The following is a 21,658-nucleotide window of genomic DNA, read 5'->3' as shown; positions in this document are numbered from 1 at the left end:
TTTTATACATAAACTATTCCTAATTATTTTATAGCGTTCTGTATTCAACTGAATATTTTCCGTCAGTCATTTACTGTCATTCCTCTTCGTAATGGAACCAGTCTACATCCACATAGCCACCGGTTTTCTTTGTTGCATAGTTGAAGACAGCGAACTTTGAACCCATGAAATGGCGCGTATAGTCGAATGTCATCTTTATCTCTCTGCCGGCATTCTCCCAACGGTTGTTGTCAAGGCTGTAAGCGAACTGTGCCATGTCGCGTCCCGGATTGAAATCACCGTGCAGACGGAGATAGACCATTTTTTGCTTTTTCTTGAAAGTCAATGTCTTCTGCATGAGGATTTCCTCATCGCAACGCTCTATCATACGGCCCTTGAACACTGCTTTTTCCTCCACCAACTGCAAGATAAACCTGCTGCCTTTCTTCACGATACGCAGGATTCCGCTGTCACCATTCAACGCCGCAAGTCCGCAATGGTCACCGTCCTTCATGTTCTCCACATCGATGCAGACAGTTCCCGTGCACTCCGGACCGCCCATGCGCTGTGTCAAAGTGTTAGGGGCAAGCTGCAAAGTCTTTACAACACGTGAGGTTTTCAGCCGCATAAAGCCGGGACGTTCGCTCAAGCTCCATGCTTCATCGACAGGGTTGTGGTTCCACTGCCAATAGAGTGAGAGTTTTTCTGCGTTGGCAAACTCATCGCTGCCTATGATACCTTTGAGCGACGGATGATGCTTTGCAATGTCGTTCGGGATGTGGTAGTTCTTAGGATTAAGGCACGCCTTGACATCGTTTGCGTCCACACCTTCATTCAGTTCGCCACACATCGGCCAGCCGTCCACCCATGTTACAGGCATTGCGCAAGGCACACGCCCCACTCCGCCACGGTCTTGGAATATCAAAGCCCACCAGCCTTTGTCGCTTTGGTCGTCACCGACAATGCAGCCTTGACCGACACCGCCATAGGACTCAAACGGAGTTTCGAGGATTATATGCTTCTCATAAGGACCGTCAATTCTGTCGGCACGGTAGCACACCTCACGGCGCACGCGCCCCGGAACGCCCCATTTCATGGAAATCATGCACACGTAATATTTGCCATTATGCTTTATCACGCTGCTTCCTTCAAGCAATGCGCCGTTCTCTTCCGGATCACTTTTGCCATCAATGATATGCTTGTTCAGACCATTTTTCTTCGGCATGAAGTTGTCATCAAGCTCCACTACGGTGCAGCCTCCTGACCCTGTGAATAGGTATTTCTTACCGTCCTCATCGAAAAACAGCGAAGCATCGTGCATGTGTGGCGGACGGGCTACAAGCGTCCAAGGACCTTCCGCCTTGTCAGCACAGTAGACAAAGCCCTTGCCTGGTGCTCCATTGGCAGTGAACCACACCCAAAACTTGCCCATGTGGTAACGCAGACTGCTCGCCCACTGTCCTTGTCCGTAAACGGTCTGGTTGTCAATGAGATTGTATCTGTCACCGTCATCAATGCGATCGAACACATAGCTGATGGTTTCCCAATTCACCATGTCCTTCGATTTCATTATCGGACCGCCGGGCATCAGGTGCATTGTGGTGCTTATCATATAGTAAGTGTCTGCCACCTTGCACACACTCATGTCGGGAGCATCGGCAAAGATGACGGGATTGCGGTATGTTTCTTGTGCGGAAACAGCAGTTGAAAATACCGCAATCACGCTCAATGCCAATGATTTAATCAGGTTTCTTATCATGTTTTTCATTAGTGGTTAACATGTGTTCTATTCTGTTATGATGATTCCTCCCATAGGCTGGATTGTGACAGTTGCCATACCTTTCTTGTCCACAGACAAGGTTTTCTTTGCCGGCTCAGGCACAATCTCGCCCTCTTTGCGTGGATTGTCAAAGTAATATGTCACCTTCTTTCCTGCAAACATCGGGAGCGAAAGAGTGAGTTTTATCTTCTTGTCAGTGCCATTGATACCACCTACATACCATTTGCCTGAGTTCTCGCGTGCGATAACGGCATATTTGCCAGGATAACCGTCGATGAACTTTGTCTTTGTCCATGTCGTCGGCATCATGCGGGCAAGGTCAAGTGACAGCTGCGGAGCGTCAGTCAGGTTGTTAGGAGTAAGAGCCATACAGTTCACACTGCACTGATTTGTAATGGCAGTAGCCAACTCGAAGATGTCAGAAGAATAGCGTGGATGACGGCTTTTGTTGTCACGGCTGAAGTATTTGTTAAGGAAAACGCCGCCCCAGTCGAACGCACCGACAGCATTTCGTATGAATGGATGCAGCGACATCTCAAAGCCCTCGCTCTTGGCATGTGACTCCATGAAGTTCAGGTTCTCTGATGCCAATGCGCCTTCGCTGCCAACAAAGTTCGGATACATGCGCTCCCAGCCGCGTGGCAGTGTGCAGCCGTGGAAGATAACCTGCAGACCGTAGTCGTTGGCATCGGTCAGTATCTCTTCATAAAGACGCATTGTCTCCTGCTTGTCGCCACCAAAGAAGTCTACCTTTATGCCTTTAACGCCATGCTTCTGCATCCATGCCATCTCCTGTTTGCGGCGGATTGGGTTGTTCATTATGTTGCGCGGTCCTTGCGGAGCATCGTTTGCAGCACCGTTGCTGTTATACCAAAGAAGCAGGTGAACGCCCTTGCTCTGCGCATATCGTGAAAGTTCTTCCACTTTGTCATAACCAATCTGTGTGTCCCACAAAGCATCCACAAGACAGTATTCATAGCCCATGGTCGCTGCAAGGTCAATGAACTGCACCTGCTCATTGTAGCGTGTAGCGCCGTCGCCCCACAGAATCCAGCTCCATGTGTAACGTCCCGGCTTGTAGTCGTACTTGGCTTTGTACAGTGGGTCTAACACATCAAACTGCACTGTCGTCTCCGCAATAGGCTCCAGTGTCTTGCCCAATGTGATTGTACGCCACGGTGTAGAGGCAGGCAAGCCCAATGCCGGCTCGACACTGCCTATGCCGTTGTTCTCACCTTGCTGCGGGAATGCAACACGATAGCCACCATCCTTGTTGTAGTCTGACAGGCGGCAACCGCAATATTCGCTTGTTGTGCCGGTCTCACTGACAAGTGCCCATCCGTCATTGCCTATCCTGAACAATGCCGGGAACGTGTATCCCTCACCGAAACGTGAAGGCTTGTCTATCGGCTGATCCACCTCATAGTCCTCCTCGTATGACGGTTTTGAAGCCGCAAATCCCCAACGTGGCTTGCATTGCGGTGTAAGGAATGTGGTTGTCTGCTCAGGGAAATTGAATGAAGACTTCTCTTCCTTGATGTAAACACCTATCGGGTCTTTCTTCGGGCGGTGCAGTGTGTAGCGGTAGGCAATGCTGTTGTCTGCCACACTGAACGAGATTGTCATGCCTTTGCCGTCCGCATTCTCGTAGTTAAGGTCAAGTTTGTTTGAGACGTATTTAATGTGTGATGTCTTGGAACGTGTCAGGTCGTATTCCTTTGTGACCTTGTCCTTGCGCTCCACTCCTTTGAGTTTCAGCCCCTGTGAGAAATCTCCGTGACTGGAAACAAGTCCCAACATGGAGCGGGTCATCATCCTTACTCCATCATAATCAACCACATAGGTCGGCTTGCCGCCATCGTCGTTCACAGTGACAACCAACCGTCCGTCCGGTGATGTAATCTTATTCTCCTCTGCATTCGCCTGCATTGATAACAGCGATGCTAATGCTGCCGCAAAAAATGTTTTTCTCATTATCTTGTTTTTTTTATATTATTAGAACTTAACATTGACAGCTTTTCCACTGTACGCAACTTTCTTCACCGCGCCATCCGGCAGCACTACGCGGAACGAACGCTTTGCAATCATTCCCGGATAAGAGCCTTTGCGCCTGCCTATGGTCAGGGTGCGTGACTTATCATTCCATGTTATAGGAATCTCTGTGTACTGTCCCTTCTCGTAGTTGTAAGAATCGCCTTCGTCCTCATAGAGAGTGAACTTGCCGTTTGCACCCGGATAGACTTTCAGTTCAAGGTCATCCCATGCCTTCTCCGTAGTCCACTGCACATCAGGTCCTATCGGAACAATCGCTCCGGCACGTACAAAGAACGGATTGTCCGCCAAAGACAGGTCGAGTGAAACTTCACTTCCACCGTCATATTGCTTGCCGGTATGGAAATAATACCACTTAGTTCCGGCAGGAAGGTAAACGGTATGTGCGTACTTCTTTGTAAAGTCTACATTGTCAAGGTTCTCGATTGATGTCTTTCCGGTGTTCTTGTCCCAACCGGCATTTGCGTCCTTGTCCTTACGCACGACCTCCGGAGTGTAGTTGGCTTTCAGCACCGGTGTTGCAAGAAGCGCATCGCCAAACATGAATTCATCGGCAATATCCCAAACCTTCTTGTCATCTGCAAAGTCCATCATCAAAGCACGAAGGAATGTTCCTTGGTGCTTGCTCACCAGCCATGCGGTACTATATATATAAGGTAAGAGGCGGTAACGCTGCTTTACGGCATTAACCAGCGCGTCATAAACCGGCTCACCAGCCTTGCCATAGTAATAGAACTCACGCGGAACATCAGCACCATGGCTGCGCATCATAGGTGTGAACACACCCATCTGCGTCCAACGCACATACAGCTCATGGTAAGCAGGATTCTCGTATGCCGGCTTGTTCTTCCATGCTCTGTTATATGAACCTGCGAAGAATCCGCCAAGGTCGGAATTGAAATATGGGTTTCCTGTGAGCGAGTAGTTCAGTCCGGCAGGCACCTGGCTACGAAGCATTTCCCAAGTTGATACAACATCACCGCTCCAAACATTACTTGCATAACGTTGCTGTCCGAAAGAACCGGAGCGAGTAAGGATAAACACTCGTGTGCTGTCAGACGTTGCACGCTGATGGTCATAGACACCGCCGACAGTCATCAACGGATAAGCCAGGCGCACACTGCGGAATGTTCCAAGGGCTGTCTTACGGTTCCAGTCACTTTCCGTTGCATAGAAATTGTCAGGTTCTGTGGAGTCCATCCACCAACCGTCAAGTTTCAGGTCATACAAACGCTTGAGGTTGTTCCAATAGATGTCACGCGCCTCAGGATTATAACAGTCATAAACACGCACACCACTCGGATAGTCCTTGCGCGGAGGCCATATATGGCTTATGCCTGACTGTGGCCATGTCTCTATGTTGAACAGCAGTCCTTTCTCATCCAACTGCCTGTAAGGCTTGGTCATAGGACCAAAAGAAGACCAAATAGAGATGATGCAACGGGCATTGTTCTTGTGAATGTCGTCAATCATTGCCTGTGGATTGGAGAACTCCTCGTTCATGAACTCCATGGCGTTCCACAGATAGTTGTTTCCCCAATACTGCCAGTCCTGTACCATACAGTCGATAGGTATGCCGGCACTGCGATAGCGATGCAGCACATCCACTATTTCCCTTTGGCTCTTGTAACGCTCCTTGCTCTGGAAAAAGCCGTATGCCCAAAGTGGAATCATAGGCGCATCGCCTGTCAACTGACGAATCTTTGCCACAACGCCGTCAGCCGAACCGCCATACATGAAGTAATAATCCACCGCATCGCCAACTTCAGACTTGAAGGACATCACATTATCCTTATCCGCAAACTCTGTTGCGGAATAGTTATCCCAATAGATTCCATAACCTTTCACTGACTGTATGAAAGGCACACCATCCTCTGTGTTGCCCGGACAGAGCACCTTCCTCACACCGCGCTGTGACATCTTGCCATTCTGCAGGATGCCCAAACCATAGACAGCCTCATCACTCTCCAAGCCGAAACCCTGCTTTGGGGAATAAGTCTTGCGGTCACCATCCTTGGCAGGAGTAAAACTTGCACTGCCATTCTCTGAAACTATAAGCCTGCCCTTAGCATCATAGAAGCGGACAACACCATCGTCTTTTGATACTGTGACCTTCAATCTCGATGTTGTGGCAGCATACTCATCACTGCCATTATTCACTTTCGCCTTTACAGCGACAGGAGTTGCCGTAACGGAAAGGCTCTTTTTGCTGTACTCCTTTCCGTCTGTGGTCTTAACAACACGCACAATGTCGTCGGCATACCACTCCAACGCCACTGTCCCATTATTGCTTTCCACTCTCATTCGCTCTTGCGCAAAAGCAGTTGTGCTGAACAGCAAGAGCAGATAAAACACATATTTCTTCATTTCAGGTTTAGTTGTTTATTTAGAAATTCTATCATTCGTGCAAGATTCTCCTCTGAGTACATGTTACCTCCGTGGACACCACCTTCAACAGTAACAAACTCAAACGTCGCACCGGCAGCCTTATATTTACTTGCCCATGATTCCGCCTGGCAGTAAGGAACCACTTTATCGGCAGTGCCATGGAAACCAAGCAACGGCGGATCACCGGCATTTGCGTAGTAAGGAGAAGAGACAGAGGCATATTGTCCGTATGTCTCTTCGGAGAAAGGCTTGCCCACCAAGGCTTCCTCAGGTGAGCCTTTTATGCCATCCGGACGGCCTCCACAGTCCATTGCCTCAACATCTATCGGTCCCGACCATGAGACAACAGCATTTACACTACTACTCTCACCGGTGCAATTACCCACATTTCCTTCCAAATCTATCTTATAATCACCGACAACAGCAGCCTTTGTTCCTGAAGTGGCTCCCATTAATGATGCCAGATGACCGCCGGAAGAGAAACCCGAAACGGCTATGAAATCCGAGTCAAGCCTGTACTTTCCGGCATTGCCACGGAGGTAACGCGCCACCGCTTTTATGTCATGAATCTGTGCGGGCCAATGGGCATCGCCACTCGAACGGTGGTTGGGACAGACAACAGCATAGCCTGCATTGAGCAAGGCAGAGCAGACTGTACCCAAATCGGCGTTACCCTTGCCGTTGTTATTGAACCATGCGCTGCCATAGATATGTATCACAACTGGATATTTCTTAGCCTTTTTCTCTGGCAGATAGATGTCCATTGTATGATAAACCTGCCCGTCATCAGCATAGTTGACATCGGCAATTTTCTTGGAGCAGTGCATGTTCACCACTTCTTTCTGCTGTCCGCCGAAGCCAAACTGCGCACGCATCGGCATGATTATCGCCGACAGAAACAATATCAAAACGAGTTTCCGATTCATATTATTTTATTTGAAAAACTGCCATGAATCAAAGTCCATAAGGTTGCGCTGCTGACGCTTTCCGCCTTTGAACACGAAATAAAGGTCATGCACGCCCTTTGCCGAAGAACTGACATAGGCACGCAGTTCCTCCTGCTTCAGCTTTGTGCAAGGGACAATGACCTCCGCTACCTTCTCACCGTCAACATCATCCAAACGCACTTCGATGGTTCCGCCAAACAAAGAGGCACGGACATTGACCGCCAGCTGCTTGGCACCGTCACCGAAATCCACACCGCTGACCATGATATACTCGCCGTCATCTATGCCTGTCACCCACTGATTCCAACGCTCAGTCCTTGACCAAGGGTTCTTGGCGACAGTCTTCAAGCCAAAGCCCCAATGCATCTTCTCCGCCTCATTGAGCCGGTAAGGGTCAAGCCACCCAACCTGCTCCACAGTGTTGTCCGTCCAATAAGGCACTTCCTGAATGGTGCCGTCCTGATTATAGTGCATCTCCGCAAAGCTCACACTACGGCGCTCCTTGTACTCCGGCATGTCCAGCTTAAGCAAATCGGAGTTCTGTCCGAACACGTACGACTTGCCTTTGTAGTCGATTATGCCCGGATGATTGCCACGCGTGCGCTCAGTATGGTTCATGATGTGTCCTTTGTATTGCCACGGCCCTGTAGGCTTCTTGCTCATTGCGTAGCCTATGCCCTCAGGACAACACGTTGAGGCAAACGCAAGATAATAGTATTTGCCGCGCTTGTACATCCACGGTCCTTCCTGATAATCCTCTATTTTCGGATGCTTCACGATTTCCCCGGAATAGGAAATCATGTCCTCGTTCAGCTTCACCATATAAAGATTAGGATTGCCCCAATACATGTAAGCCTGACCATCGTCATCTATGAACACCGTCGGGTCGATGTCCTCCCAATGCTCCTTCTGCCACACAAGCGGCTTGCCCAGCGGGTCTTTGAACGGTCCATAAGGCGAGTCGGCGACAAGAACGCCTATCCCATGTCCGTGAATCGGTGCATAAAGGTAGAACTTGCCGTTGCGCTCCACCACCTGTATCGCCCAAGCGCCATTGTCGCCTTTGTACCATTCGAAATTCTCAAGCCCTGCCACAATGCCACGATCCTGCCAGTTCTTCATGTCGGTAGTGGTGTACAGCAGCCAGTTCTTCATCAGGAATCCCTCGGCATTGTCCTCATCATGCGAGGTATAAAGGAATATTGTGTCATTGTGAAGCATAGGCGCGGGGTCAGCCGTGTACTTTGTCTGCACGACAGGCATCTGCTGCGCAGACACACTCAATGGCAACACTGCCATGAGCCCTGCAATCACAGTATGCAAAAATGTTTTTGGTTTCATAAATTCTGTTTGTAAAAGTTTGATAGCTTATCAGTTTTAACACGTTTGCAAAGTTAATGTTTTTTTCTCAAAAAAACTTGTCCGCATGTTTCATATTTATCATTATATGTTACAAAAAAGGCATTGTTGGCTTTTTTCCCAAAAAGCGTCCCAATGCCTTTTCACAATGATTTACTAAAAATAAATCCACTAACTAACTATTATAAAACAAAACTTATTTTATGAACATCAAATCATTCGTTTTCCCAACTTGTATATTGTCACCTCATGCAGGCACAAATCTCGATTCGCCAATAGGAAAGAGAAATGGCATTTGCCCTTGGCCTTACTTAATATATTATGGTAGTTCCGCATCCTCCTTTGTCCATAGGTAAAACAATCCGACAAAACCACCATAACCACAGCATCCATTAAAAGAACTATCTTTAATACGGTTGCAAAGGTAATATTTATTTTTGAATTTCACTTACACTAATGTTGCACATGCTTTAGTATATGTTACACAAAAAGGCTATTGGTAACTTTTTTCACAAAAAGTATCCCAATGCCTTTTAAAAACCAACTAAAAAAAACAAATACACCTATTATATATAATACAAAACTTATTCTGATAATTCAAATACAAAGCAATTTACAATAGTTACTGATATACGGTTGCAAAGTTAATGCTTATTTTCAAAACCCACTTGCACCCATGTTGCACATACTTTTGAATATGTTACACAAAAGCAAAAAAACAAGAGCCGGCATTGATAAATATGCCACTAAAGCCATACCTTCAAGACAAGAAAAAATGACATGAGTTTTCTAATGTTCTATTTATCATAATAAGAACAAACAACCCAAAAATAACCGTTTTTCATGGTCAAAACAACTGTTCATGGCTGTTTTTGTGCTAAAAAGAGGTGAAAAACGCCACTATTCACACTGCATTTCGTTACCATTGACAGCATAAATGGTAACCATTCACTTGGTAAAAGGTTACCATTTACACAAGCAACCGGCAACGCGAACAGCAACATTTGCCATAAACCATTAAGTAACAACCAATTAAGCAAAATGCGAAAATTTTGCGATTTTCAGGACTTTTTGAAACTTTCTTTTTTCTACGCGATTTATTTGGCGGTTTATGGGCATGAGTTTTCTAAAAAGACAACATATCTGCCACAGTCGGAAAGCCATGGCAACCAATGCATGAAGCAGGATGCGCACGGGGCGCAACGGGATTTTTTGACTCATTTTTTTCACACTGTCCGGTAAAACTCCACAAGTTGTTGTGAAATCAAATTTTCATACGAAATGTTTCGCATAAAATGTGGCAGAGCCACAATCCTCATGGTAACCACCGGCTTTAGCCGTGTGGATTAGTGATAATCTCCATTAGTTGTGTGGCAGCGCCACACTCCTTTCTGTTTCAATTTCCTTACACTCACAATAAAGGAGTGTGGTTCCACCACACAAGGCGAGCTATTCTGTTTATAGCCACACGGCTGAAGCCGGTGGTTACCATGAGGATTGTGGCTCCGCAACACTTTGCAGCGAAATCCTGTTGCTGTTGCGAGAATAGGGACTTGTCACAACGATGTTCCGGGATGCCTTTGGTTCGGGATGCCTGTTGCTGTATGCGAGGATAAGGGCTTGTCACAACTGAAACAGATGAATGATAATGTGTTGTATATGTTTAGCGGACACAGTAATAGTTTTTTTCACACTGTTTGATTATTAAAACGGTGTAAAGCTAATCTGCACCATGACACATCTTTCCTCCCGTTGAACCCTTGATAAATGCAAAATTCGGCATTGAAAAGACAAGATTGTCAACATCCCATGCTTGTTTTTACAAAAAGAAGCATTAACTTTGCGGACAAATCCTATCTTACGACACATCTTTTAATAATAAACACATAATCATGAATATACTTCACAACCAGCACAAGCACATGCTTGTAGCCAACCGCACGGCTTTCATGATAATAGGAATCATCGAAGCAGCGTGGGCACCTCTTGTCCCTTATGTCAAGAATGCCTTCGCAATAGACGAGGGCACGTTAGGGCTTCTCATGCTTTGCAGCGGACTCGGCTCTATATGCGCCCTGCCGTTTGCAGGGCTTTCGGTCAACAGGTTCGGAGCAAAGAAAGTGGTGCATGTGTCCGGATTGCTTATGGTTGCCGCACTTCTGGCCATCAGCCTGCTTGCCGACCTATGGCTGACAGGCTGCATGCTGCTTGTGTTCGGTGCGTGCACAATCACGATAGATGTCGCGGCAAACGTCAACGGCATAGCCATCGAGCGGAAAACCGGCAGGCATCTCATGTCAGGTTTCCATGGCGGATATTCCCTCGGCACACTGATTGGTGCCGGAGCAATGAGCGTCCTGTTCACTCTCGGCATTGCCCCGTTATGGTCTGTCGTGCTCTGCATGGCATTCACCATGGCAGCCATGGTGTTCGGATGCAGGGATTTGCTGCCAAGCGAAGAGCTTAAGGCGGAAGAACCGGTGGAAAAACCGAGCACGAAAAAGCTGTATGTCCCGCCTATGGTGATCGTTGTAGGACTGCTATGCTTCATCATGTATGCCTCCGAAGGTGCGGTCATGGGTTGGGCGGCAATCTTTGTCAGCGAGGAGAGAGGTGTGGACATGGCGCAGGCCGGCTTCTTCTACACCGCATTTGCCGTGATGATGACCGTGGTGCGCCTGTCGGGCGACACCATAATCGAGCGCCTTGGGCGCAGGAATGTCGTAGCCATCGGTGCAGCATTGGTGTCCCTCGGCTTTGTCCTTGTGGTCACCATCAACCACGTTATGGCGACAATCGTAGGCTTTGCCTTGGTCGGAATGGGAGCAGCAAACATCGTTCCGCAGCTTGTGTCCTTTGCAGGTTCAATCAAAGGTATGGAGGTCTCATCGATCATAAGTGTCGTCAATGCCCTCGGATATTCAGGCATATTGCTCGGTCCGGTAGCCATAGGTTTCGTAGCCAAGCATTACGGGCTGGGCACTTCCTTTGCCGGGATTGCCGCCTTCTGTATGGTTGTCGCCCTGGTGTCATGGAGAATCCTCAGACCGCAAAGATGAAACATGTGGCAGCAGCTTTTTCATGTTTTTCTTGTGAGAACCAATAATTTTGCTTATATTTGCAGACGAAACCTATATACAGAAGTACATGGAAAGCGGAAACATCATTTACAGGACATGGAGACTCTATGCTGACGGCTTCCGGCAGATGACCATTGGGAGGACATTGTGGGGGCTTGTCATCATAAAGCTGATAATAATCTTTGCCATTCTGAAATGGTTCTTCTTCCCAAACTTCATCAAGGAGAACGCTCCACGTGGGCAGGAAGCGGAATTTGTGGCAGGAGAGGTGCTGAAATGACAAGCATTGCGACAGATTTGCGATGTGCCGAAAAGAGCAAGAAACAAATAAAACATACCTGATTTTATGACAGACACATTGATTAACTTTGACATCGCCGCGGTGGATTGGGCAAGGGCGCAGTTTGCACTCACCGCCATCTACCATTGGCTGTTTGTGCCGCTGACCCTCGGACTGGCAGTCATCATGGGCATAGCGGAGACGCTCTACTATGTCAAGAAGGACGATTTTTGGAAGGAGACGGCAAAATTCTGGCAGCGTCTCTTCGGTGTGAACTTTGCCATAGGTGTGGCAACGGGCATCATCCTTGAGTTTCAGTTCGGCACAAACTGGAGCAACTACTCATGGTTTGTGGGCGACATCTTCGGTGCTCCGCTTGCCATTGAGGGTATTGTGGCGTTCTTCATGGAGAGCACTTTCGTTGCTGTGATGTTCTTCGGCTGGACAAAGGTCAGCCGAGGCTTCCACCTTGCCTCGACATGGCTCACGGGTCTCGGCGCGACAATCTCCGCATGGTGGATTCTTGTGGCAAACGCATGGATGCAGTACCCTACGGGGTGCGAGTTCAATCCTGACACGATGCGCAACGAGATGACGTCATTCCTGAGCGTGGCACTGTCGCCTGTAGGTGTTGACAAGTTCATGCACACCATCACCTCGGCATGGATTATCGGTGCATTGTTCGTCACTGCGGTTAGCGGATGGTACTTGCTGAAGAAGCGTCATAAGCGGCTTGCCATTGAAAGCATAAAGATTTCTTCCGCCGTGGGACTTGTGGCTACGCTGCTCGCTGTCCATACGGGCGACACTTCGGCATACATGGTGTCGAAGGTGCAGCCGATGAAGCTCGCTGCCATGGAGGCTCTCTATGACGGAGGGACGGCACAACCGCTCACAGTAATGGCTCTCGTCAACCCGTTCTCACAGCCTGATTATGCGAAAGGTGAAGAGCCAAAGATGAAAATGGCCGTGCCTTACATGCTTTCTGTGCTCGCAACGCACGACACGAACGGTTATGTGCCGGGCGTGAATGACATTCTCAACGGTGGTTACACCATGCCTGACGGCACAAAGGCGTTAAGCGCGGAGGAGAAAATGGAGCGCGGAAGGAAAGCTATCGGTGACCTGAAGGAATACAGGACGCTTATGGCAAAAGACGCAAGTGCTGCCAAAAGCCATGAAGCGGAAGAGTTGCGCAAGTCGCTGAAAGAGAACATGCCGTATTTCGGCTACGGCTTTGTGAAGGAACGCTCGCAGCTTGTGCCGTTTATTCCTGTATGTTTCTACGCCTTCCGTGTGATGGTCGGGCTGGGCACACTGTTCATTGCGTTCTTCGCAATCATCATGTTCCTTGCCTACAAGAAGGACTTGCAGAAGTTCCGCTGGCTGCTTTGGACTGCCGTCGGGCTGCTTCCGCTCGGCTACATAGCAAGCGAGGCGGGCTGGATAGTCGCTGAAATGGGCAGGCAGCCGTGGACTATACAGGACATGCTGCCTACATGGGCAGGTGTAAGTGCAGTGGGAAGCGGCAGCGTAATGCTGACATTCTTCATCTTCCTTGCACTGTTCACTACCCTTTTGGCTGTGGAAATAAACATCATGCTGAAACAAATAAAGAAAGGACCTGAACTATGACATACGCTTTTCTGCAACACTATTGGTGGTTTCTCGTATCACTCCTCGGCGCGCTCCTTGTATTCCTGATGTTCGTGCAGGGAGCTAATGCGCTGCTCTTCTCCCTCGGCCGCAACGAAAAGGAAAGGGCGTTGCTCGTCAACTCCACAGGACGCAAATGGGAGTTCACGTTCACAACGCTTGTCACCTTTGGCGGAGCGTTCTTCGCATCGTTCCCTTTGTTCTACAGTACAAGTTTCGGCGGCGCCTACTGGCTGTGGATGATTATCCTTTTCTCATTCGTTGTACAGGCGGTGAGCTATGAGTTCCAGAACAAGCTCGGCAACTTCCTCGGTGCAAGGACATTTCAGATATGCCTTGTAATCAATGGCATTGTCGGCCCGTTGCTCCTCGGCGGTGCTGTGGCGACCTTCTTCAACGGCTCTAATTTCATTGTGGAGAAGAACAATATCATCAGTGAGTTCTCGCCCGTAATCAGTTCTTGGGCGAACGCAAGCCACGGACTCGATGCGCTGCTTGACATTTGGAATATCGTGCTCGGCGGTGCTGTGGCATTGCTGGCGCAATGTCTTGGCATATTATACATTATGAACAATGTCGCTGATGAGAACATCCGGTGTCGTGCAAGTGTACGGCTTGTCGGGACTTCCGCATTGTTTGTTGTGCTGTTTGTTGCCTTTCTCGTCCATGTTCTTTTGAAGGACGGTTACGCAGTGAACCCTGCGAACGGCATTATCTTCATGGAACCGATGAAGTATCTGCACAATCTGATGGACATGTGGTATCTTGCCGTACTGCTCCTTGTGGGTGTGGTGCTTGTCCTTTATGGCATCGGGCGCACCATTGTGAGCAAGACATATATCTATGGTATATGGCCTGCCGGCATTGGCACTGTGCTCACGGTGCTTGCCCTCCTGCTAACCACAGGCTGGAACAACACCGCCTACTACCCATCCAACACTGATTTGCAGAGTTCCCTGACCATAACGAACAGCTGCAGCAGTGAGTTCACACTGCGGACAATGGCGGTTGTGAGCCTGTTTGTCCCGTTTGTCCTCGCCTATATCATCTACGCATGGCGCAAAATCGACAGCCGGGAGATTACCCACGAAGAGATTGAGACGGAGGAGTCATACTGACAGGCCGATTAACCAAAAGGCATTATGTTTGGGCATTATACGAGGCTATTTTCAGGCATACACAACTTTTTCAGACCGATAGTGATGATTCAAAAAATCATCTATGTCAGGATTTATGATTGGATGCTAAAGAATAAATGGGACAACAGATGGATTGACAATAGGACTTATGTCATAGTTGTCATTCCTTGCATATCCCTGATATTCGGTGTGTTATTCGCCGCAACCAAGGAGGATGGTTATGTGCATTACAGGAACATATGGGAAGAAATCATCATCATTTTTTTTACCGTTTGTGGTATGTTGGGAATGGTAATCCCTCTTGGCTTTGACGGGAAAAAGATATGCACTGAAGTCAGAAAAGAACTTAAAGCACATCCCCGATACTGGAAGAATGCAGTAATTGTTTATTTCGTGGCAATCATAGCGATAGTTTTGGTGGTGAATGTCATCTTCTCGCACTTGGAAAGTATATGATGGACTGATTTATAGCATACAAACCGGCATAATCGCAAGAAAAACAGCAATTTATTGCAAAAATCCTTGCGCATGTCGGTTTTTCTTTATAACTTTGCACCCTGTTAGGGGAAACTATGTCCGTTCAGAAGCAGCAATGCTGATGATGCAGGAGCATAAGTCCCGAATTTTTAACCATTTAATTTTATATTTTCAATTAACATGTCTAACTTTAAAAATGTGCAGCCACTCGACGACTTCAACTGGGAAGAGTTTGAGAACGGCAGCAGCGTAAATGTAAGCAAGGACGAACTTGCACAGGCTTATGATGAGACTCTTAACAAGGTCTCTGAGCATCAGGTTGTAGAAGGTACTGTAATCTCTGCAGACAAGAAAGAGGTTATCGTAAACATCGGCTACAAGAGCGACGGTATCATTCCGGCTTCTGAGTTCCGTTACAACCCAGACCTGAAAATCGGCGACACTGTAGAGGTGTACGTTGAGAATCAGGAAGACAAGAAGGGTCAGCTTATCCTTTCTCACAAGAAGGCACGCCTCACCAAGTCTTGGGACCGCGTCAATGCAGCTCTCGAGTCTGAGGAGGTTGTCAACGGCTACGTTAAGTGCCGCACCAAGGGTGGTATGATTGTCGACGTATTCGGCATCGAGGCATTCCTCCCTGGTTCACAGATTGACGTTCATCCTATCCGCGACTACGATGTATTCGTAGGAAAGACAATGGAGTTCAAGGTTATCAAGATCAACCAGGAATTCAAGAACGTTGTCGTTTCACACAAAGCACTCATTGAGGCAGAGCTTGAGCAGCAGAAGCAGGAGATCATCTCCAAGCTCGAGAAGGGTCAAGTTCTCGAAGGTACTGTCAAGAACATCACTTCTTACGGTGTATTCGTTGACCTCGGTGGTGTTGACGGACTCATCCATATCACAGACCTCTCTTGGGGCCGCGTAAGCAACCCACACGAGGTTGTTGAGCTCGATCAGAAGATCAATGTCGTTATCATTGACTTCGACAACGAGAAGAAGCGTATCGCTCTCGGCCTGAAGCAGCTCACTCCACATCCATGGGACGCTCTTGACGAGAACCTCAAGGTGGGTGACCACGTTAAGGGTAAGGTTGTCGTTCTCGCTGACTACGGTGCATTCGTTGAGATTGCTCCTGGCGTAGAGGGACTTATCCACGTTTCAGAGATGTCTTGGAGCCAGCACCTCCGTTCTGCTCAGGACTTCATGAAGGTTGGCGACGAGGTAGAGGCTGTTGTCCTCACTCTCGACCGCAACGAGCGCAAGATGTCTCTCGGCACAAAGCAGCTTAAGGAAGATCCATGGGAGGCTATCACAACTAAGTATCCGGAAGGCTCTAAGCACACAGCTAAGGTTCGCAACTTCACTAACTTCGGTATCTTCGTTGAACTCGAGGAAGGTGTTGACGGACTTATCCACATCTCTGACCTCTCTTGGACAAAGAAGGTTAAGCACCCATCTGAGTTCACAAAGGTTGGTGAGCCTATCGAGGTTGTAGTTCTCGAGATAGACAAGGAGAACCGTCGTCTCTCTCTCGGCCACAAGCAGCTTGAGGACAATCCTTGGGATACATACGAGACACTTTACACTCCTGGAAGCGTTCATACAGGTAAGATTACCGAAATGATGGACAAGGGTGCTGTTATCACTCTCAACGAGGGCGGTGAAGGCTTCGCTACTCCTAAGCACCTCCAGAAGCAGGATGGTACTCAGGCACAGAAGGGCGAGGAGCTCGAGTTCAAGGTTATCGAGTTCGTTAAGGAGTCTAAGCGCATCATCCTCAGCCACTCTCGTACATTCGAGGAGGGTACTGACGAGCCTAAGAAGCGCGCTCCACGTGCTCCACGTGCAAAGAAGGAAGAGACTGTTGCTATCAACAACGTTGCAGCAGCAACAACTCTTGGCGACCTTGACGCTCTCGCACAGCTCAAGGCACAGATGGAGGGCAAATAATCAAGCCTTTGAGAAAGTGTCATGACTATGCTCCCAACCCGCTGATTGCGGAAAAAGCATAGCAAGGAGACTTATCAAAAAAATATTCAATCCCACTTGTTTCATGACAAGTGGGATTTTTTTGTTACACACCTATTTAACGTGAGTTCGACAAATTTGCATTTGCCTGTTGAAACAAGAAGATGTCATCAAAGCACCGTGAAACGGTGGCTCTTCGTTAACCACGTATGGAGGCGTAGCCGAACATGCGCGGATGTCACTCACAAATGATTCTGCACCGTAAAACGGTGCCTCACCCTGAATAGTCGTTATTTTGCCTGCTTAGATACTGTGAGGAGGGTGTGTCAAAATGACCATTTTCAAAAATCAAACTTTCAATTTGTAAGTACAGCCTCTGCAATATAGAAAAGAAACAATTCTCAAACAATCGAGCATTCAGCCTCTACCGCGTAGCGGTTGAAGACAGTAGTCGTGGGTCGCAACCCACGGAATATAAATGTAAGTGTTTAATTACGACCGATTGATCGGTCGAACAAAAGGGAAACTCGCTCATTGTTCGACCGATAAATCGGTCGGTTGGAGATGCTCTTATTCCAATCCGTGGGTTGCGACCCACGGCTACTATCTTCAACCGCTACGCGGTAGTTTGTAATACTAAACTTACAAATTGTAACTTTTGAAAACATCGGTTTGAGTTTTGACACACCCTCTGTCGGAGAGCCTGTATTACCCTGCATGCTGCTTTGAGCAGCATACCGGGTTAACGAAGAGCCACCGTTTCACGGTGCTTTGATAGCGTTTTTCTTCATTTTTCTGGATAGTTGCAAATTCGTCGAACTCACGTTATTTATTATATAAGCAACATCTATTATTATACCAGCAACACAGAGACAACTCTCCACTATCAGAAGCAAACAAAAACAAACAATAAAAAAAACATCTGAATTATTTCCGCAACCTCATGATATATAGTTAATTACCGTAAAACCAATTTGCATATTCCAGAAATACTGCATATCTTTGCAACCGTCAAATGACAAGTAACGTAATTATTAACTATTAAAATTTTTAGGATTATGAGAAGCATTACTACATTCGACATCCAGTACGCTCACCGTTTCTATGGATTCAAAGGAGAGGCGCAGTATCTTCACGGCCACACAGGCACTCTCACAATTGAGGTGGAAGACTCTGTCAACAAAGGTGTAAATATGGTTTTCCCATGCAATGAAATCAAGAAAACAGCATGGGATGTCATCAAGAACTTCGATCATGCACTGATTCTTCGCCAAGACGACCCACTGCTTCCCGCAATCCTTGACGTCTATGAGAAACAAGGGATTAAGAACGGTCACCCACAAAACACGATGAAAGGAGAAGCCTTCGACACCGAACTTGCAAAGGCGTATCCTGACTGCCGACTGGTGGTGACAAAGGAAACGATGACCGTAGAGGGAATGATAAAGATTGTCCACGAGCTGCTGAAGGACAAGCTGAACATCGTAAAACTGACATTCACCAGCGGCGACAATGCAGCGTCAGAGGACTACACAGCAAACAACTGCATTGACCGTTGCCCGCTCTGCGGCATAGCACTCGACGAAAACGGTGTATGTCCTAAATGCGGATACAAGAAATAAGCATATCAAACAATAAACACCCCGGGGAACGCTGAATTCTCCGGGGTTTTTGTTTATCTCTTACATGGCTTCACATGCAGTTTGTATGTCATGCTGAACATAACGTAGCGCGGCACTGTGTTATACCATGTTTCCGTACGTCCCTGAGCATTAACAGAATAACGTTTGTTTGACAGCTGGTGAAGGATGTCATACGCCATGACCTTCGCCGTGACTCTGCCTTTCATAAATGTGTGAGCCAATTGGGCGTTCCACACAAGGTCGCTGGTGTTCATCTCGCCTGAATCGTAGCCACGGCGACTGAACATATTGATGTCTGTGGCAATGTCGAGTTTCACCCATGGAATGAGATATTGCAGATTCGTACCATATCGGAAATCATACACATTGAGTGCATTGAAGTTCTCGCGGTCACTGCGGCTGAAACGGGAATCAATCTTTCCATTGATCCCTACGGTGAGCTTGTCTATCTTGTACTTCAAACCACCTCCGAGACCAAGATTTACGGTATTCACCTTGCTGAGCGCCGATGCCTCTGAGTCGTAAGCAATGTCAAAGTCAACGCAATGTTCGTACGCCACGGTCGTATTGAGAGTGTATCGTAGCCGGCGCTTCTTGTCGAACGTTCCGTCCATGCCATAGCGCAATTTGGCGTTCCAGTTGCCATTCACATTGTCGTCACGATAAGTATAAGCTCCCGTTGCGGAGCTATAAGCGGTACGTGTGCCTCGGGCATTCTGCACCAATTGGGCATCAAGGTTAATCCAGTAGCTCATGCCTATGGAGTCACATTTCACTGTTTTCCTTACCTCAAGCTTGTGGCGGAACTCAGACTTCAGGTCAGGGTTGGAAATCCTGCGGTACAAAGGATTATTAGTATCTTCCCTCGGCATCAGGCTGTAGAAACTCGGCTGCGACAAATTACCATAATAAACAAAGCGGAACTGGTTTTTGCCTGATGTACTATACTGAAACGAAGGATTTAACTTCAGTGATGTGCGGCGTGCTATGGTGTCAAGTCCGGTACCACTGTATATCATGCGTTCACGCCCTGTTGACAATGGAAGGATGAAATACAAAAACCCTTTCTTCGTTGAACGAATGATAGCCAGTTCATTTTTCATGTACCGATTAAGTGTGGAATGGAAATAAGAGTTATCGGCATCAAGTGCCATCATCATGGAGTCACGTGTTGACGGCAACCAACCAAGTTGCTCCGGCAGTTCATTGTCAAAGCGGTCAAAACGGTAGTTGCCATTGGCTGCACTACGGAATTCCTGACAGTAGCCGGTACGCAGTTCGATGTCAAACACCTTTGGTAAGACATATCGGTATCCTGCCGAGAGCGTATAAGAATAGTTCATGCTATGGCTGTCGGTATAACGGCGACGCAGGTCGATGTCGCCAGTTGTCTCATAAACGGTACGGTCTATGCGGAACGACTCGTATGGCTTGCTGCTACCGTATGACGCCGTCGCAGAAAACATGACGGCATCACCTGTGTTCAATGGCTTATACCACGAGATATAGGCGTTGGCACGGAAATTCTTGTACCGCCTCATCGTCCGGTTTATATTACTATTCATCAGCCAGTCATTGAATGTAGAGTCGGCTGACATGCCCATGGTTTTAGTGTTGGAGTAGTAAAGATTCACACCTGAATGTATCCCTAACTTCTGATTTCTGAGCATATTTCTCATACTCAGTGAGAAATCATCGTCCTTGCTCAAATACTCGCTGCGGCGCATGATGTCACCACCGGTGGAGAAAGTTTGCGAGACACTGCGTTGCTCTGTGCGTGTGCCGCTCCAGTCCACAGAGGCATCGAATGTCTCTTTGAGACTAAGTTTTGCATCGCTGTATTCAGCATTGACGCCCGCCTGTTTCGTTGTAAGCTGTCCGCGCGACAGTTTCTTAGGACTCCATTCACCCTCCTGCCCCAGCTTCCTGTTCTCGTTCACATTGTTGGCATTGAAGAAAGTGCTCACACGCAACTTGTCACCATAGTACAATCCGAACAAGCGTGCCATCCAACGGTCATTGCTGCCGGCTCCCGCTTCAGTGTTCACAATATATCCCATGGCATATTCCCGCTTCAGCTCCACATCCATCACATAGTCCTTCTGCTCCACATCACGCCCCATAAGCTCACTCGTCTCCGTGCTTTTATCGTAAACCTTCACCTCCTTTACAGTGAAATAAGGCAGGTTTTCGAGCATTATGTTGTTCTTTCCCTTGAAGAAATCCTTGCCATTGAGCGTCAGATAATCAACCTTACGCCCATTGACATATATGTCGCCATTGTCTTTCAACTCAGCTCCGGGCATCAGTCTCACCAGTCCGTCGAGCATAGAACCCTCAGGCAGATTGAACGCTGCGGCATCATACACAATCGTGTCGCCACGGTATGCCATCTGTATGCGTGTGCCATGCACCACCACATCGCCCAGTTCCACATCCTTATAGATGTCATCCTGCCGACGGCGTTTCATTGGGATGTCGGGCAACAAGTAACCCTCTTTCCTGCGCATAGGCTTCAAGTCATAGCTTATATACCCATCCTCGTAGCCCTCGCAAACAGCCTTCACAATAAACCGTGCAGCACGTTGTGGAACCTGAAAATGGAAACGACTTGTCTTGACATAAGAGTTTATAACGGTTTTCATGGAATCGGTCACAACCGAATCCTCGTTCATCAAATACACCCGTGCCTTCAAAGGAGTGTGAAGAAAAGAGTCGTAGAGATTTCCGCTGACATACACTGTGCGCTCCTTTTTCTCCTTTTGTTGGGAGGATTTCGCTTCGCTTGCCTGCGTCTTGCCTCCCTTGCTTTGACTCGTTTGTGTTTGGGAAAAGGACACGGCTGTAGCCAGCGACAATGCAATCATTGCCGCCAATATCTTAATTTTCATGGTGTTAATGGTATTT

The 21,658-nt window shown here is 47.8% G+C and carries 14 protein-coding genes; 7 read left to right on the top strand and 7 right to left on the bottom strand.

The genetic code is table 11. The annotated features are described in order from the left end of the window. Window positions 1-76: 76 nt before the first annotated feature. The 6 genes from HPS57_RS06440 to HPS57_RS06415 all read right to left on the bottom strand — a co-directional run bounded on the left by HPS57_RS06440 (window position 77) and on the right by HPS57_RS06415 (window position 10,132). Complete coding sequence (locus HPS57_RS06440; protein WP_253946488.1) at window positions 77-1,738, bottom strand: glycoside hydrolase family 43 protein; 1,662 nt, start codon at window positions 1,736-1,738, stop codon at window positions 77-79. A 27-nt stretch (window positions 1,739-1,765) separates the two neighbouring features. Next, window positions 1,766-3,733 (bottom strand): glycoside hydrolase family 97 protein, encoded by a 1,968-nt coding sequence (locus HPS57_RS06435; RefSeq protein ID WP_172181316.1) that lies wholly within the window; start codon window positions 3,731-3,733, stop codon window positions 1,766-1,768. 21 nt (window positions 3,734-3,754) lie between these two features. Next, the gene (locus HPS57_RS06430) at window positions 3,755-6,178 is read right to left on the bottom strand and encodes a glycoside hydrolase family 31 protein (protein ID WP_172181314.1); all 2,424 of its coding nucleotides are present in this window, start codon (window positions 6,176-6,178) and stop codon (window positions 3,755-3,757) included. After that, window positions 6,175-7,125 carry an alpha/beta hydrolase gene (locus HPS57_RS06425; protein ID WP_253946477.1) on the bottom strand — a complete coding sequence of 317 codons (951 nt, stop codon included), beginning with the start codon at window positions 7,123-7,125 and terminating at the stop codon, window positions 6,175-6,177. The genes HPS57_RS06430 and HPS57_RS06425 overlap by 4 nt, the downstream gene beginning before the upstream one ends. A gap of 6 nt (window positions 7,126-7,131) precedes the next feature. Then, window positions 7,132-8,445: a glycoside hydrolase family 43 protein gene (locus HPS57_RS06420; protein ID WP_253946487.1), complete on the bottom strand. Its 1,314-nt coding sequence runs from the start codon at window positions 8,443-8,445 to the stop codon at window positions 7,132-7,134. Window positions 8,446-9,916: 1,471 nt separating this feature from the next. Continuing rightward, on the bottom strand, window positions 9,917-10,132 hold the full coding sequence (locus HPS57_RS06415; RefSeq protein WP_172181312.1) for a hypothetical protein: 216 nt from the start codon (window positions 10,130-10,132) through the stop codon (window positions 9,917-9,919). Between the two features lie 265 nt (window positions 10,133-10,397). Here HPS57_RS06415 and HPS57_RS06410 point away from each other — a divergent pair, with 265 nt between their 5' ends. The 7 genes from HPS57_RS06410 to HPS57_RS06380 all read left to right on the top strand — a co-directional run bounded on the left by HPS57_RS06410 (window position 10,398) and on the right by HPS57_RS06380 (window position 18,730). Then, a complete protein-coding gene (locus HPS57_RS06410; protein ID WP_172181310.1) occupies window positions 10,398-11,564 on the top strand; it encodes an MFS transporter in 1,167 nt (388 codons plus the stop codon). Between the two features lie 88 nt (window positions 11,565-11,652). Next, window positions 11,653-11,865: a DUF4492 domain-containing protein gene (locus tag HPS57_RS06405; protein ID WP_172181308.1), complete on the top strand. Its 213-nt coding sequence runs from the start codon at window positions 11,653-11,655 to the stop codon at window positions 11,863-11,865. Between the two features lie 66 nt (window positions 11,866-11,931). Continuing rightward, window positions 11,932-13,500 carry a cytochrome ubiquinol oxidase subunit I gene (locus tag HPS57_RS06400; RefSeq protein ID WP_172181306.1) on the top strand — a complete coding sequence of 523 codons (1,569 nt, stop codon included), beginning with the start codon at window positions 11,932-11,934 and terminating at the stop codon, window positions 13,498-13,500. Further along, window positions 13,497-14,639 (top strand): cytochrome d ubiquinol oxidase subunit II, encoded by a 1,143-nt coding sequence (locus HPS57_RS06395; protein WP_172181304.1) that lies wholly within the window; start codon window positions 13,497-13,499, stop codon window positions 14,637-14,639. The genes HPS57_RS06400 and HPS57_RS06395 overlap by 4 nt, the downstream gene beginning before the upstream one ends. Window positions 14,640-14,663: 24 nt before the next feature. After that, complete coding sequence (locus HPS57_RS06390; RefSeq protein WP_172181302.1) at window positions 14,664-15,116, top strand: hypothetical protein; 453 nt, start codon at window positions 14,664-14,666, stop codon at window positions 15,114-15,116. 201 nt (window positions 15,117-15,317) lie between these two features. Beyond that, window positions 15,318-17,090, top strand: a complete 1,773-nt coding sequence (gene rpsA, locus HPS57_RS06385) for a 30S ribosomal protein S1 (protein WP_172181300.1) — start codon at window positions 15,318-15,320, stop codon at window positions 17,088-17,090. Between the two features lie 1,076 nt (window positions 17,091-18,166). Continuing rightward, the gene (locus tag HPS57_RS06380) at window positions 18,167-18,730 is read left to right on the top strand and encodes a 6-pyruvoyl trahydropterin synthase family protein (RefSeq protein ID WP_172181298.1); all 564 of its coding nucleotides are present in this window, start codon (window positions 18,167-18,169) and stop codon (window positions 18,728-18,730) included. A 53-nt stretch (window positions 18,731-18,783) separates the two neighbouring features. Here the strand turns inward: HPS57_RS06380 and HPS57_RS06375 are convergent, their stop codons facing one another. After that, window positions 18,784-21,642 carry a porin family protein gene (locus tag HPS57_RS06375; protein WP_135938978.1) on the bottom strand — a complete coding sequence of 953 codons (2,859 nt, stop codon included), beginning with the start codon at window positions 21,640-21,642 and terminating at the stop codon, window positions 18,784-18,786. Between the last annotated feature and the right edge of the window lie 16 nt (window positions 21,643-21,658).

This window comes from Palleniella intestinalis (assembly GCF_013166595.1).
GTDB lineage: Bacteria > Bacteroidota > Bacteroidia > Bacteroidales > Bacteroidaceae > Prevotella > Prevotella intestinalis.
This window is presented reverse-complemented; position numbering and strand designations above follow the sequence as displayed.